Below are 15,042 nucleotides of genomic sequence, written 5' to 3'. Positions count from 1 at the left end.
AATGACAATTAATATTCAAGTACAAACTAAATATATTGAAGAGCAATCTGATGAAAACAATCATCGTTTTGTGTTTGCATACACTGTCACTATTTCAAACGAAGGTGATGCTGTATCACAATTGTTAAATCGTTATTGGTTGATCACCGATGCAAACGGCAAAAAGATAGAAGTGCAAGGTGCCGGTGTGGTTGGTGAACAACCTCATATAAAACCTGGCGAAAGTTATACCTATACAAGTGGCTGCATTATAGAGACCCCAGTTGGTACAATGGAAGGTTATTATGAAATGATGGACAGTGCTAAAAATAAACATAAAGCTTCTATCCCTGTATTTCGCCTTTGTGTTCCTAACATGGTGCACTAAGGGTTACCGTGGCAAATTATTTTATCGGTGATTTACAAGGCTGTTTTAAAGGATTACAACAAGCCTTAGCCACCGTAGAATTCAACACAAGTAAAGATACACTTTGGTTAACAGGCGATCTTATAGCCAGAGGAAAACAGTCACTCGAAACACTTGATTATTTATTTAGTCACCAAGACTGTGTAAAAACCGTTTTGGGTAATCACGACTTACACTTTTTATCGGTCGCGAATAAATTAAAAAAAGAAAATCCTAAAGACTTATTATCCCCTCTTTTAAACAGTCCCAAACTGCCTAAGTATATTGATTGGTTAAGAGAACAGCCTTTATTATTAGCTTTACCAGATAATTCTGGCTACCTGAGTCATGCGGGACTTGCCCCTGATTGGCAAGTAGAAGATGCTATATATTGGTCGCAGCAAATACATGACATTCTATTCTCCTCCAACTATGTTGATTTCCTCCCTTCTATGTACGGAAAAAAACCAACCAAATGGGACAATAACTTAACTGACACCGATAAATTTAAATACAGCATAAATGCATTTACCCGTATGCGATTTTGTACTCAAAACGGTGATTTAGAATTTAATTCTAAACACTCACCAAACGAACTAACCGATAAAAATTTGTTACCTTGGTTTGAGTACGACAAAAAAAGGTTTAAACAAAACAAATGGTTATTTGGACACTGGGCATCATTGATGGGGGTAACCAACAATAAAAATGTTATTGCATTAGATACCGGTTTTGTCTGGGGACAATACTTAACGGTATATAATTTGGACAAAAACGCTTATATTCAAATTCCAGCATAGAATAACTAAATTGCTAAAAATCATGTTATATACTTGGTCTAAAGCACAAATTGATGATTACATGTTAGAATTCTTAATTAATCCCTAAATGTATTTCTTTTATTGCCGATAGCTAATTCAAAGAAATATAAAAAATATACGATATAGGAGCTACTATGAATTTAACCATTGCTATGAGAGTAATTGGCGGATTTGCAATCACGTCCACCTTACTGTTATTCCTTGGCATAAACTCGGTTAATGTATTAAATGGTATCTCAGAGTCGACCACTCAGGTTAATCAAGTTTCTGTTCCTGCATTAGATACTAGTGCCAAGTTACAGCAAAAATTTATTGAAATGAGTAAAACTGCATTATTAGAATATTATGCCAGTGACTTTGAAACTATCGAATCTTCAATCTCCACGTTTAGCGTTCAGTCTTCAGAGTTTGATACCGATTTTGCTCTACTAAGTGAAATTGTTTCTCAAGACGAATTACTTTATGAAGCACTACCTAGTGTTCAAACTAGTTACACGTCGTTTAGAGAAAAAGCCGATTTATTAGCAGAGTCTAAAGAATTAACATTGAAATTGGCTGATTCTGTCGTCACTGCATTTGACGATACTGAAATGGCGGCCGACGATGCTGCAACGTATATTTTGGATTTCATAGATTTAAACGACTTAAGTGAAACTAACCCAGCAGCTAGAGAACTAGCTTCTAAATTAGAAAGCAATATGGTTAGTGTGATTAGTGCCGTGACGGATATTAGGAAAGAGACGAAAAAATTAACTGTAACCGTTATTGTTAAAGAATTAGCTTATACCCAAGACAGTATTAAAGCGACAACTGGACAATTAAAAGCATTAGTTGGCAATGCTGACTTGGAAGGCTTTGATGACGTACTTGAGCAAATTGATATCGTTAACAATTTATTAACCGGTAGTAAATCAATTCAAAGCTTAAAAGTGGCTTGGTTAAACCAATTAGAAACAACAGATCGTTTATTAGAAGAAACTAACCTTGAAATTAAAAAAGGTTTAGAATCACTAGCGAGCTTAGCAAAAGTAGTAAAAGAGCAATTAGCCCTGATGAAAACTGAGCTTAGCGAAGATGTAAATGATGGGGTATCACGCAGCTGGGTTGTTATGTTGTTCGCTGTTGTGGTTTCAATCTTTATTGCCTTTATTACCGTTATCCGAGTAACTCGTCCACTTTCTGAAGTTAATCGTGTATTAAACATCGTTTCTACTGGCGACTTAACCACTAAATTGGATGAGTCTGGTACCGATGAATTTGGTACGTTAGCTAAAAACTGTAATACCTTAATTGACAATCTAAGAGACTTAATTAACGGTATAGTTAACCGTTCAAATCAATTGGCTACCGCTGCTGAACAAACATCCATGGTAGTGAAAGAGTCAACTATTGCTATTAATGATCAACGTTCTCAAGTAGAACAAGCCGCAACCGCAACGTCTGAAATGGCCAGTACATCTGAGTCAGTTATGGAACGTGCGAACGAAGCATTGGCAGATATCAAACACGCTGATGAAGAAGCTGAAAAAGTTAAACGTATCTCTGACACTAATAAACAAACTATCTTGACCTTAGCAAGTGAAATTGAACAAGCATCAGGTGTTATTAACGAAGTTAACCAACACAGTGCGGCTATCGGTGGCATATTAGACGTTATTCGTGGCGTAGCTGACCAAACTAACTTATTAGCACTTAATGCCGCTATTGAAGCTGCACGTGCTGGTGAGCATGGTCGAGGATTCGCTGTCGTTGCAGATGAAGTCCGTTCATTAGCAAGTAAAACTCAGCAATCAACAGAAGAAATTCAAAGCATGATTGAACAGTTGCAAAATGGTTCAACTTCAGCGGTTGCTGTAATGAACAACAGTAAATCACAAGCTGAGAGATGTGTAGAACAATCTGAACAAGCTACAATTGCCTTAGATGGCATTACAGACTCTGTACACCAAGCCAATGATATGAGTGAACAAATCGTATCGGCAGCAAGAGAACAGAATCAAGTTAGTTCAGAAATTAGTGAACGTTTAGAGTCGATAGTTACCATTGCGGAACAAACAGCCGCCGGTGCACATCAAACTGAAATGTCTTCACAAGAAGTCGCAAAACTCGCTGAAGAATTAAGACAGTCGGTTGACCAATTTAGGTTATAAACGCTAAAGTCATGTTTTAATATAAAGTAAAAATAAAAACGCCAACTTATTAGTTGGCGTTTTTTTTATAACTAAAGAATATAATTATAATAAGCTTTTAATCTTGCTCTCTAATTTTTGAGGTTTAGTTGTTGAGCCAAAACGATCCACAACTTGACCTTGTCTATTGATTAAAAACTTAGTGAAGTTCCACTTAATCTTTTTACTGCCCAAAAAACCAGACTTCTGTTGTTTTAAGAACGAATATATTGGGTGTTCATTGTCACCATTAACGTCTATTTTTTCAAACATTTGAAAATCAACACCATAATTGATTTGGCAAAACTCAGATATTTCACTGGCATCGCCCTTCTCTTGTTGCCCAAACTGATTACATGGAAAGCCCAATATAACTAAACCTTGATCTTTATACTGTTCATGTAACTTCTGTAATCCTTCGTATTGGTAAGTGAATCCACATTTACTTGCCGTATTTACGATAAGGACTACTTTATCTTTATAGTCGTTCATATCTATTTTCTGCCCTTGTAAACTCGTGGCATTTAACTGGTAAAATTTACTCATGACTTTCCTTACAATCTTTAATTGGAATAAACACTAAGCGGTTTAATAAATGGATATAAAAAAAGCCCCTTAACGAGGCTGTTTGTTACAATTTATGCTTTAGCACCGCAAGATTCTCTGACTATCAATTTTGTTTTTATAAAGGCATTACTGACTGGTTCACCTTTAATAAGCTCAACTAACTTATCAACGAGCAACTGCCCAGCCATGGCTGAGTCTTGCCTGCAAGTAGTCAAACTTGGACTCATATAACTGGCCATTGGGATATCATCAAAACCAACCAGAGAGACATCATCCGGTACAGTTAATCCTCTTGTTTTTAACGCGTTTAAAACACCAAGAGCAATTACATCACTGGCAGCGACAACGGCATCAAAGGGGATGTTTTTATCCAACAGTGTTATCGTCGCATCATAAGCTTCTTCAGCTGTATTACCTGCATCTGCTTGCAATTCAGTATTAACATCAATGCCTGCTTTTTTGAGCGATTCACAATGTCCTTGGTAACGGGCCATAAACTCTGGCGAGCCATCACCCGCGTTTCCAACAAAAGCAAAACTTTTACGCCCTAATTTAATTAAGTGCTCTGTAATTTGCTGACTGCCATGGTTGTTATCACAACCAATAGAAGTCGTTTCAATACTTTCAGTAGCAGCGCCCCAACGAACAAACGGCGTACCATGATCCACTAACTCTCTTAGTTTAGATTCATAATCCGTATAATCACCATAGCCTAGTAATATTAAGCCGTCGGCTTTATTACTATCTTTAAATACTGAATGCCAATCTGTGTTCAATTCTTGAAAAGACACCAATAAATCATATCCCATTAAACCACATTCACGAGTAATGCTACCTAACATAGATAAGAAAAATGGGTTAACCAATGAATCATCACTGGTGGGGTCTTCAAACAATAATAAAGCCAAAGTAGTGCTCGTTTGTGAACGTAAACTACTGGCGTTTTTATCTACCGTATAATTTAATTTTTTAGCAATTTCTTGAATTTTTTTTCGCGTTTCTTCGCTCACTAAAGGGCTATGCCTTAAAGCTCTAGAAACAGTAGATTGAGAAACACCCGCCTCATAGGCGATGTCAAAAGAAGTAGCTTTACCTTTCACTTATTAATCACTTAGTTTATTAAGTTTTTTTCATCTTAGCGGCATTAACTAGTGCTGTAAAATGATATTTATTACAAGGGTTTAACCATTTACTCTAACGAGTATTATGTTGCCCCTTATTTACAATTATTGAAATAATGTTTAACTATCAATCCGTTAATCAACCGACAGTTGCGTAAATGTCACTTGAGCATGTTTTTGCAGACGATCAACTAAATCTAAACCTAATCCAGATGCAGGCGTTATAAAACCAACGCCGGTTTGCTCTGGTGTTTTTTGTAACAATAAAATAGCGGTTTCACTGATCATTTGGCAGGTTGATCCATAACCTGGGTCACCTTGCCCGGTTACTTTTAGCGTTACCTTGCCGCCATTAGCTGTACTTCCGTATAGTTCAACATTAAAAAATCCATTTTTAACCGTATCCATAGTAGGACCTTGACCCGGTTTAGGGACGATATACCGTTGTAAGATTGAACGAGTAAATGAAAACGACGCCAGAACCCCAAACGTTAATAACCCGCTCACTAAAGCAATCCCTTTGCGCCAACCTTTAAAACCGGCACCAAGCTGCATAGCTTCATCATATAAAAAATCTTTACCCCAAGGCATGCCCAATAATGAATTTGTTCGGTGCACTATTTTAGTATTGATACTCGCCATAATAAATGGTGCTAGATACTGCCCACTAACACGGTCTTTTTCTAAGCCTTTCACCGCCGTTTGATAAGGCATATTATCGACTTTTTCTGACATCAATGAATATGGTGTTTTTAATACACGAGCTTGTTTTTTATCTTTTCCAATCTGCTCTAAAGCCGTTAACATACTGGCAAAAGTACCACCACTTATGCCTCCTTTGCTGTTTTTAAATCGATAGTGAATTTGTTGGCAAGGTTGAGAGTATGTTTGCATTGCAAGCTGTTGTAGCTTTAACACGCCAAGATCTGAAGGTATCGAATCAAACCCACAGCAGTGCATTATTCTCGCGCCTGAAGCTTTTGCTGCCGCTTCATAGCGTTGCAACATCAGCCAAATCCATTGAGGCTCACCAGTTAAATCACAATAATCAATACCTTGCTCGACACATGCTTTAATGAGCGGTTCGCCATATAATGCATATGGTCCAACCGTAGAAATAATTAATTTAGTTTGTTTAGCTAGTTCAGTTAAAAACGTTTCATCCTGGGCTTCACCGATTAATATTGGCAGTGTAGGCACATTGAGCTTATGAGATAAGGATTCAAGCTTCTGCTTATTTCTACCGGCGAAGGCAATGTTTAATTCGCCTTTTTTTACATAATGTTCAACTAAGTATTCAGCGACTAATTGACCAACAAAACTGGTTGCGCCCCAAACAACAATATCAAACTTCATAAAAACAACTCCAATATTTCACAACGTACTTGTGACGCAACGACTAAAATAAAATAGGTACGTATTAACGTACCTATTTTAATTTAACTTACTTTAATCAGTAAACCTATACACCATTTGGAAAACGTTTTTCCATCACGATGTCAGAACTTCTGATCTGTTTAAACGCTTTTGTGTATTCAACTAAAATACTTAAACCTTCGTCACAACGGTTAGCAACAAAGCCTTTCTCTGCAATATACTCACCGTCTGCTGAAATAGTCGCGTTCACACGGTCTATTACCGTATTAACAGGAATATAGTTAATAAAGCTATTTTTGTAAGTTGACATTCGCATTTCTGGGATCGGATAACGACCACCAGAGCCCGCTGAAGTGGTCACTAAATACGCTGGTTTATGACGGAATACCGAACCAAATAAGAAAAATAAATTTTTCACTGCCGGTGGTGCCATACCATGCCATTCAGGTATTACAAAAACAAAACCATCCGCCTCATTGAGTTGTTTAGTTTGTTCTGCAAACTGAGTTAAATCAGTATTTTCATCCCACATTGGTAAATCGATATTGGCTAAATCAAAGATGTCAGTACTGACTTCACTAGAAATACTCTTTAATTGGGTCTGTAAGTATAAAGATACATTACTAGATGCTGATTGTTGGCGAGTACTACCGGATATTATTGTTATTTTCATTGAGATTAACTTTTATTGATTATTGAAATGATTGCAAGAGTGTATCTAGCTGATGATTAGTTTCAAGTTGTGAGTAAAATTAGAAGGCTAAATAAAACTAAAATTAGTAAATAATTTATACCAGTTTGTTAATCTAAAACGCAGAAACAAAAATGCCTTAGACGTATTCTAAGGCATTATGTTGGTTAATTTATTTGAGTAATTCTTAGTTATATTGCTCTTGTGTGTCTTTCACAAAATAGACCGATAGCGCACCTAATAACATACATACACCCGCTAACATTATGATGTATATAGCTTCGTTATCAAAAACAGAACTTAATATCCAACCGGCTAAAATACCTGACACTATTTGTGGTGCGGCTATGGTGAAGTTAAATATCCCCATATACACCCCTGTTTTGTTCGCAGGTAATGACCCCGCCAAAATAGCATAAGGCATTGCTAGTATCGCAGCCCAAGCTATACCAATACCTATCATAGGTATGAATAAGCCAACCGCGCCTTTTGGTACTTCAACATGAGTGATTAATAAATTTAATTGGGTGATCTCTGGGTTTTGGAATAAAACAAAACTTAAATAACCAAACCCACCTAACGCAAGTGATAAACCATAAACAAGTTTGCGACCAAACTTATCTGCCATCTTACCTATCACTAATGAAAACAACACCGCGAATAATGAATATCCTGCGAACAAAATACCAACCCAGTCTCCTGCAGCGCCTTTCGCCGCTGCAATTTCAGCAGGAACCGTAACTGTAGCGAGGTATGCAGGGTCAAACCATTTAACATCAACACCCCATGTGTGTTGAGCGATAGCAGGCATAGAGTATACCCACATAATAAATAGTGAGAACCAAGAGAAAAATTGCACTACGGCCAAACGCTTCATCGTATCTGGCATCTCAGCCATCAACTTAAAGAATCCGATTAAACGTTTTATAAGCGACGGTTTTACTTCTTCACTTTCAACGGCTTTAGACTCTATGCCTTTATAAGCATTATATTGTTCAGGTGAATATTCTTTCGTTCTAAATACCGTCCACAAAACAGAACCTAACAACACAGTAGCACCGATATAAAATGCCCAAGTAATAGAAGGGGCAACTTGACCAGCTTCTGCCACATTATCAAGCCCAACAAGATTGGTTAATACAAAAGGAAGAATAGAACCTATCACCGCACCGATATTAATTAACAAAGACTGAACGGAATACCCTATGGTTCTTTGTTCTGGCGGCACCATGTCAGAAACTAACGAACGGAATGGTTGAAACGCCACATTAAAAGACGCATCCATTAAGGCTAACATCATCGCCCCAAACATCATTGGAGCCATGAAAACAGTAAACATAGGTGCATTTGGCATTAATAACATACCAACGGCTGCGGCCCCAGCGCCCGCTAAAATATATGGGTTTCTGCGACCAAAGCGATTCCAAGTTCGGTCAGATGCTGAACCAACAATCGGCTGGATGATCAGACCCATAATTGGTGCGACTAACCAGAACAAAGATAGCGAATGTAAGTCAGCGCCTAGATCGGACAATATTCGGCTTACATTGGCATTTTGTAGTGCGAAGCCAAATTGCACACCTAAAAAGCCAAAACTTACATTCCAAACTTGCCAAAATGATAACTTTGGTTGTTTCATGAAAATTTCCTGTTTTATTATTATAATTTTGATCTTGCTAGATTATCCTGAGCGTCACTAGAGTAACAACTTCAAACATACGTATTCAAAACAATAGTCAGCTATTAATACTGTGTTTTAAATTTTGTCGATTTATCGCAGACATAAAAAAACCTGATTTAATATCAGGTCTTTATAAATAACTAGCGCTTATTAATTAAAAGAAAGCCCTAACGATTTTAACCTTTCAGTTCGACGCTCAATCGCGTCTGTTTCAGACTCAACAGTCTCCGCCTGTGATAGATTTTCAATTGAAGCATCACTTATATTAACAATGTTTTTACTAATTTCTAACGATACCGCATTCTGCTCTTCTGCAGCAGTCGATATTTGCATTGTTAAATCAGCAATATCAGTTATTGCGCCATACACTTCAGTGACAACTCCTTGAGTACGTTGTGTATCGGAAACACAATTTTCTGCTGCCACTTTTCCTTGTGCCATGGTTTCAGACCAAGAATGTAGCGTACTTTGAATTTCATTAATGGATTTATGAATTTGCTCTGTTGCACCATGAGTACGACTTGATAAAGCTCTTACTTCATCCGCAACCACTGAGAAACCACGGCCATGTTCGCCGGCTCTTGCAGCTTCAATCGCAGCATTTAACGCTAATAAGTTAGTTTGATCAGCAATACCTTGAATTTCTTGCATGATGGCACCAATTTTTTCAGCTTCTTGAGCTAATTCAGCCGCTGACGTTGACGATTTAGCTACGTCTTCAGCTAATGCAGAAACCTGTTGCATCGTCAAGGTCATGGACTCATTGGCTTTTTCACAATTCCCATGCGCCTGGTGTACTTTTTCTGAAGTACTGGTTGTGTTTTGTGCCACTTCCGAAATGGTTGCGACCATTTCTTCAACCGCGGTAGACACTTGATGTAACTCATGGGTTTGTGCTTCAACCCCATTTTTAGACAAATGCGCGGCATTTTTCAATTCAGCAGCGCCACCTTCAAGTATATTAGCCATATCAATCACACGGCCAAGAATAGTTCTGACTTTACCTTGTTGAATTTTCAGATGGTAATCAGCAACACTATGAGACTGAGTACCTGAATATACCCAACGAGACGGGCTGTCGTAATCAGACTTTAATTTTTTCAAATAGTTTGGCGTCGTGACAAGTTCATCATAATAGAAAACAAAAGGAAGCATAGGTAACAATAATGCCAACCAATTAAACTGCGTTAAGGCGCCTCCTAACGTTATTAAACTGATTAAAGCAAATATAATATGACGATTGGATAGTGATGAATACCAGCTCTCAATGGTTTTTCCTTGGTTAAGCGCTTGGTATGTTTTGATCGCCTTTTCTTTTGCTTTTTGATCTAATTTAACTCTAACCGACTGATAACCAATCAAAGTGCCATTTTCAAAAATTGGGCTAACATACGCATCTACCCAATAATAACGACCATCTTTACAACGGTTTTTGACTGCTCCACGCCAATTTTTACCAGCTTTTAATTTATCCCAAAGATCTTTAAATGCCGCTTTAGGCATATCTGGGTGGCGAACCATATTATGGTTCTTTCCAACAAGTTCATCTAATTCATAACCAGCAACTTGACAAAATACTTTGTTTGCATAGGTGATTACCCCACGTAAATCAGTGGTAGAAACTAGCTCATCTCCTTGTTGGAACGTAACTTCTTCGTCGACAATTGACTGATTTCGTCTAGACATTTGGCACTCTCTGATATCGGTTTTCGTACAGTTTAGTTAAATTCTAGTAACTAAACTGAACTCGGGCATTTATTATATCTTGTTATATCGGCAATTTCCCTTTGAACTTTATGATATGAATCAATAAAAACCAATCAATCGAGATGAAGTTACTTTATCAATTGTAAATGTATCTGCTTTTCATCTAAGTTAAATTTCACAATTAAGGTATTGTTTGCCTTATTAAAATATACACCCTGGCCAGCTAAAAGGAATTCTTGATGTGATTGCATGAATGCCATAGCCTTACCATTTACATATACACCTTTGCCTGCAGCAGTCCAATTATGTACAACTAATTCGAATGCTCTTTTAGTAGGCATATTGTCATAACCAAGTCCTTTTTCATCTTTTTTAACGACGAAGTTTAAGTGCGTACGCTTGTTTATATTTTGGTGTTGAGCGACAAAATTAAAAAGTTCAAATTGCCTCTGCCCAACACTGGATTGGCTTATGCCGTCATCGTCATAAAACTGTGCGTTAGAGCTAGTGACTTCTGGATCAAAATAATAATCTAACTTAATTGCCGAACTATCATATTGCTCGGTATTTCCCATATCCTTTGCGGTCGGAATAATAGCACCTGCTTTTATTAATACTGGAATAGTAGCAAGTGACAATGGATAATTTATCGCTTGATTGCCCTGATATTTTTTACCGGTCCAAAAATCAAACCAATTTCCTTGTGGTAAATTCACTGCAATTGAAGTTAAGTTTGGTTCTATAATCGGTTTGACTAAAAAGCTATCCCCCCACATATATTGATCAGCTACATCAATCAAAGCGGCATTAGACTCATCATTAAAAAACATTGGGCGCATTAATGGCAATCCCGTTTTTGTGTTTTGATAAGCCAAGGTGTAGTTATACGGCAGCATTCGATAACGTAATTTTATATATTCACGTACGATATCTTTTGTTTGTTTGTCATGAAAAACCGGCTCTGGCGCAATTGAGTCCTGAGCATGAGGTCGGTAAATAGGCTGGAATACGCCGTATTGTAACCAACGAATATACATTTCTTGATCAAAGGTCTCACCACCAGCAAAACCACCTAAATCAGAATGGGTATATGCCATTCCTAATAAGCTCATTTGTAATGACAACTCAACTTGTGGTTTTAAACCGTCCCATGAACGACTCACATCTCCAGTCCACGGGATCATGCCGTAACGTTGAGAACCAGCAAACCCTGAGCGCATAATAATAAACGGTCTTTTGTTTGGCTGATATTCAGTTAACGCCGTGTTAACTAAATTAGCCCATTGATGACCAAATGTATTATGGATTTCATCTGCTGTTGCTGTCATGTTTTGTTCCGATAACGTATGCACCATAGTAGCTGGATGTACTTCAGGTTCGCCTAAATCCCCCCATACGCCAGCGACACCTTGTTTAGCTAATTCTTGATAAATATCCCCAAACCATTGTTGAGCCTTGTCATTAAATACATCCAACAAGCCGGTATTGCCAAAATAAAAGTCAAAGGTCATAGGCGCAGAACCACCAGCATTTTTACCTAAAACATCACTATCAACGGCCTCTTGCCAGCGACTCGATGAGGTCAATATAAAAGGTTCTGTAATTAAAACGGTTTTAACACCTTGTTGTGTCAGTTGGTCAATCATAGATACGGGCTGCGGGAAGGTCTCTTGATCCCATGCTAAGTTCCCCATATGCCCTTTAATGTCTTTACCAAACCAATATAAATCTAAGATGATTGAATCAACTGGTATATCGTCTTTTTTATATTGTGCAATTGTATCCAATACTTGTTGTTGTGTTTTATAACCAAACCTTGATGCATGATTGCCAAAAGCCCAACGAGGCGGCAGTGGCTGTTTTCCTGTTACATCGACGTAATTATTAATTAAACTAGGGTAATCATCGCCCGAAAAAACAATATAACTACTGCGCCCACCATTAGCTTCAAACTGTAAAATATCAGCTTCCGATTTAGCCAAATCTACCCAACCATTGGCACTGTTATCAAATAAAAGTATGTATTTATTATCCGACATAACCGCGGGTATACTGAAGTTCATTTGGCTTGATTCAGTACCGTATCCATAATGGGCTTTATTATATAAAGGTAAACGATGACCTCGACGATTCATCCCTAACACTCGCTCGCCAGTTCCCATTAACTTTTCATTTTCATCAAGTTTAAACCTAAACCCTTGCACCGTATTATGATTAAAATAGCCAGTGTCTTCTTGCAAAAGTAATTGACCATTTTTATAAAAGGCTAATGTTAATGGCGACTTAGTGACGACGACATCCATTTCTTTACTGGAAAAAGTAAGTGAGTGTTCACCATCTGTAAATTTGATAGGTACTAGGGGAGTTGTTCGATTTTTATCAATAGCAAACGATGGAAATGGGGTGTCGTTATTGCGTTTGTGAACCAAAACCTCAAACGCAGATCCGGTTAAGGCCGTTATGGTCATCACTTCAGAGTCAGATTGGATCACAACATTATTAATAGCAAGTTTATGATTTATATATTCTGCCGCATTAGCCGTAAGGCTGATGAATGACACACAGAATAACAACCAACAACTCAGAAGGCTTATGGAACGTTTTTTGTTATTTAGCATGGAGCATCCTTAAAAAATAGCTGAACATTGCAAATTGATAACCTGTGCCGATAGGTTAAATAACAATGAATAAATAAAGAGTTAGAGAGTAATTCAATTTAAAATTTGATGGGAGTTAATACGTATGCATTCATATCATATGTTATCTCATAGACACACATCAAGCTGGCACTTATAATGCGCAACTCTGATTACTAATAGAAAATTTGGACACCTGCTATGATCTCCGCAAAACATCAACATTTAGTATTCGCCTTTTTTATGGCGCTGTTAATGTCATGTTTAATGTCATTTGTGATCACTATATTTAATGTGGGATTTACTGACAACTTATTAACATTATGGTTACAGGCATGGAGTTTTGCATTTATCGTGGCGTTTCCAGCGGTGGTAACCGTTGCGCCATTAGTAAAAAAATTAACGGCTGCGGTTATTAAACACTAACCCTGTTAACTGAGTTAGTTCTAGAATGCTGAATGCATTAATTATATTTTCTAATATAGATGCCTTTTTTTGCGTCAGCATCATCTTCCAAGCTTGCTAACGTCCAACGATATTGGTTGTCATCAACCCATTGCCACTTTTCTGTATAAATCTTTGTTTCACCACTGGGTAAAATTGATTTATAAACAAAGTCCAAAGAGCCCTCTTCCACGTTACCAAAGTATTCTAATAAACGAGGTTGTTGATTTTTATATTGGAAAGTGGACACCCCTTTAATGGAAAAGCTATTCGGGGAATAGTAGAAAAAACCTTCAGCCACCACGTACTCTTTATTCTCTTCAATCATGACGTGTTTCATTTTTATCTGAGTACGACCTAAGCCCCACTCAAATGTTTTATAGTTGTCGGTTCCTAGCCACCACTTGCCGCCAATCATATTTGACATTAGGGACAGGTTTAATGGTTCGTCATTGGCATTTGAATAGGCAAATAGGGATTGAAAAAGCAGGTTAGCGGCGATCAATAAATAACAATATTGTTTAATTTTCATAAGCCCCAATAAATACCTCAATTAAGTGAACAAAATTGAATTCACTTAATTGAAGGAAATTATCATGATTCAAACCTATGGCATAAATCATATTTAGGCAAATTTACTCTTCGTTATTAAATAACTTTTCTAATTTTAAACCCGTTAATTGCTTCATGGTTTTCACCACATAAAACAGAATGGCAATTAACATCACCATAGAAGGAATGGCTATTATTGGGTAACTTAACATGGTCATTTCACCCAATTGTTGATTAAACTCTACCGTACCAGTTGGGCTGGTCACTATCCATTTTGCTACCCAATAATTCATAACCGCTGAAAACACAAATGTCATGGTTAAAAAGTGATTAGCGCGGTTTATTTTTGCCTTAAATGCGTCCGTATTATTTAATCTAGCAAGTGAGTCATAAATCAAATTAAGGTTAAAAATAACCGGATTTAATAACATTTTAGCGATGATAGGTTTTTGACTAAATCCGGATAAAAATACCACAAGTCCAATAGCCGATGGTATAGCCGCTTCTTTGATGGCTAACCATTCAACATCCAGCTCATAAAGCCCAATGCCACCCGTTAATAAAGTGCTTAAAAAGCCTAATAAAGAAATGAAATTAAACGACTTAAATTTAACCAGTTCATACAGGCCGTAAACGGTAGGGAATAATAAGGCAATAACTAAGGCGTTTACACTGCCTAAAAACTCAGGACCTGATAGTTTCATCAGGATAAGTGAGGGAATAACCACATTGATGATCAATTCTAAAAACGTATTAGGTTTACGTGGGATATCTACTTGGTTCATGAACAACTTTGTAATTAAGTAAAATTATGAAAGAATTCTAACAAGCTCGCCTAGGAATACCAATGATTTGTGTGGGTCATTTTCCCGAGTTATTCAAAGTGTTAATC

Annotated in this window: 13 protein-coding genes; 4 read left to right on the top strand and 9 right to left on the bottom strand. The window is 37.3% G+C overall.

What is annotated here, in order from left to right:
- The first annotated feature begins 1 nt into the window (after window position 1).
- The 3 genes from apaG to RT723_RS15980 all read left to right on the top strand — a co-directional run bounded on the left by apaG (window position 2) and on the right by RT723_RS15980 (window position 3,356).
- The gene (gene apaG / locus RT723_RS15990; protein ID WP_315948084.1) at window positions 2–367 is read left to right on the top strand and encodes a Co2+/Mg2+ efflux protein ApaG; all 366 of its coding nucleotides are present in this window, start codon (window positions 2–4) and stop codon (window positions 365–367) included.
- A gap of 8 nt (window positions 368–375) precedes the next feature.
- Window positions 376–1,185, top strand: a complete 810-nt coding sequence (locus RT723_RS15985; RefSeq protein WP_315948083.1) for a symmetrical bis(5'-nucleosyl)-tetraphosphatase — start codon at window positions 376–378, stop codon at window positions 1,183–1,185.
- A gap of 155 nt (window positions 1,186–1,340) precedes the next feature.
- On the top strand, window positions 1,341–3,356 hold the full coding sequence (locus RT723_RS15980; protein ID WP_315948080.1) for a methyl-accepting chemotaxis protein: 2,016 nt from the start codon (window positions 1,341–1,343) through the stop codon (window positions 3,354–3,356).
- 84 nt (window positions 3,357–3,440) lie between these two features.
- Here RT723_RS15980 and RT723_RS15975 read toward each other — a convergent pair whose 3' ends face one another.
- The 7 genes from RT723_RS15975 to RT723_RS15945 form a co-directional block, all read right to left on the bottom strand.
- Window positions 3,441–3,920 carry a glutathione peroxidase gene (locus tag RT723_RS15975; protein WP_315948078.1) on the bottom strand — a complete coding sequence of 160 codons (480 nt, stop codon included), beginning with the start codon at window positions 3,918–3,920 and terminating at the stop codon, window positions 3,441–3,443.
- Between the two features lie 92 nt (window positions 3,921–4,012).
- Complete coding sequence (locus RT723_RS15970; protein WP_315948076.1) at window positions 4,013–5,041, bottom strand: LacI family DNA-binding transcriptional regulator; 1,029 nt, start codon at window positions 5,039–5,041, stop codon at window positions 4,013–4,015.
- A 156-nt stretch (window positions 5,042–5,197) separates the two neighbouring features.
- A complete protein-coding gene (locus RT723_RS15965; RefSeq protein WP_315948074.1) occupies window positions 5,198–6,418 on the bottom strand; it encodes a saccharopine dehydrogenase family protein in 1,221 nt (406 codons plus the stop codon).
- Between the two features lie 106 nt (window positions 6,419–6,524).
- Complete coding sequence (locus RT723_RS15960) at window positions 6,525–7,112, bottom strand: NADPH-dependent FMN reductase (RefSeq protein WP_315948072.1); 588 nt, start codon at window positions 7,110–7,112, stop codon at window positions 6,525–6,527.
- A 205-nt stretch (window positions 7,113–7,317) separates the two neighbouring features.
- A complete protein-coding gene (locus RT723_RS15955) occupies window positions 7,318–8,769 on the bottom strand; it encodes an MFS transporter (protein ID WP_428983688.1) in 1,452 nt (483 codons plus the stop codon).
- Window positions 8,770–8,961: 192 nt separating this feature from the next.
- The gene (locus RT723_RS15950; RefSeq protein ID WP_315948070.1) at window positions 8,962–10,497 is read right to left on the bottom strand and encodes a methyl-accepting chemotaxis protein; all 1,536 of its coding nucleotides are present in this window, start codon (window positions 10,495–10,497) and stop codon (window positions 8,962–8,964) included.
- 149 nt (window positions 10,498–10,646) lie between these two features.
- Window positions 10,647–13,136 (bottom strand): TIM-barrel domain-containing protein, encoded by a 2,490-nt coding sequence (locus RT723_RS15945; protein ID WP_315948068.1) that lies wholly within the window; start codon window positions 13,134–13,136, stop codon window positions 10,647–10,649.
- A gap of 219 nt (window positions 13,137–13,355) precedes the next feature.
- On the opposite strand from RT723_RS15945, the gene RT723_RS15940 reads away from it, so the two are divergent.
- A complete protein-coding gene (locus RT723_RS15940) occupies window positions 13,356–13,580 on the top strand; it encodes a DUF2798 domain-containing protein (protein WP_216054867.1) in 225 nt (74 codons plus the stop codon).
- A 37-nt stretch (window positions 13,581–13,617) separates the two neighbouring features.
- Here RT723_RS15940 and RT723_RS15935 read toward each other — a convergent pair whose 3' ends face one another.
- Window positions 13,618–14,130: a hypothetical protein gene (locus tag RT723_RS15935; protein WP_315948067.1), complete on the bottom strand. Its 513-nt coding sequence runs from the start codon at window positions 14,128–14,130 to the stop codon at window positions 13,618–13,620.
- A 103-nt stretch (window positions 14,131–14,233) separates the two neighbouring features.
- The gene (locus tag RT723_RS15930) at window positions 14,234–14,935 is read right to left on the bottom strand and encodes a VC0807 family protein (protein ID WP_315948065.1); all 702 of its coding nucleotides are present in this window, start codon (window positions 14,933–14,935) and stop codon (window positions 14,234–14,236) included.
- Between the last annotated feature and the right edge of the window lie 107 nt (window positions 14,936–15,042).

The sequence above is a fragment of the Psychrosphaera aquimarina genome (assembly GCF_032461525.1).
Taxonomy (GTDB): Bacteria; Pseudomonadota; Gammaproteobacteria; order Enterobacterales; family Alteromonadaceae; genus Psychrosphaera; species Psychrosphaera aquimarina.
The sequence above is the reverse complement of the archived record's forward strand: the minus strand, read 5'-3'. Positions and strand labels throughout refer to the sequence as shown.

Excerpts from the sequence above, each read along its gene's own strand:
- apaG (WP_315948084.1), top strand. The coding sequence starts at position 2 with ATGACAATTAATATTCAAGTACAAACTAAATATATTGAAGAGCAATCT.
- RT723_RS15980 (WP_315948080.1), top strand. The coding sequence starts at position 1,341 with ATGAATTTAACCATTGCTATGAGAGTAATTGGCGGATTTGCAATCACG.
- RT723_RS15975 (WP_315948078.1), bottom strand. The coding sequence starts at position 3,920 with ATGAGTAAATTTTACCAGTTAAATGCCACGAGTTTACAAGGGCAGAAA.
- RT723_RS15965 (WP_315948074.1), bottom strand. The coding sequence starts at position 6,418 with ATGAAGTTTGATATTGTTGTTTGGGGCGCAACCAGTTTTGTTGGTCAA.
- RT723_RS15960 (WP_315948072.1), bottom strand. The coding sequence starts at position 7,112 with ATGAAAATAACAATAATATCCGGTAGTACTCGCCAACAATCAGCATCT.
- RT723_RS15955 (WP_428983688.1), bottom strand. The coding sequence starts at position 8,769 with ATGAAACAACCAAAGTTATCATTTTGGCAAGTTTGGAATGTAAGTTTT.
- RT723_RS15950 (WP_315948070.1), bottom strand. The coding sequence starts at position 10,497 with ATGTCTAGACGAAATCAGTCAATTGTCGACGAAGAAGTTACGTTCCAA.
- RT723_RS15945 (WP_315948068.1), bottom strand. The coding sequence starts at position 13,136 with ATGCTAAATAACAAAAAACGTTCCATAAGCCTTCTGAGTTGTTGGTTG.
- RT723_RS15940 (WP_216054867.1), top strand. The coding sequence starts at position 13,356 with ATGATCTCCGCAAAACATCAACATTTAGTATTCGCCTTTTTTATGGCG.
- RT723_RS15935 (WP_315948067.1), bottom strand. The coding sequence starts at position 14,130 with ATGAAAATTAAACAATATTGTTATTTATTGATCGCCGCTAACCTGCTT.
- RT723_RS15930 (WP_315948065.1), bottom strand. The coding sequence starts at position 14,935 with ATGAACCAAGTAGATATCCCACGTAAACCTAATACGTTTTTAGAATTG.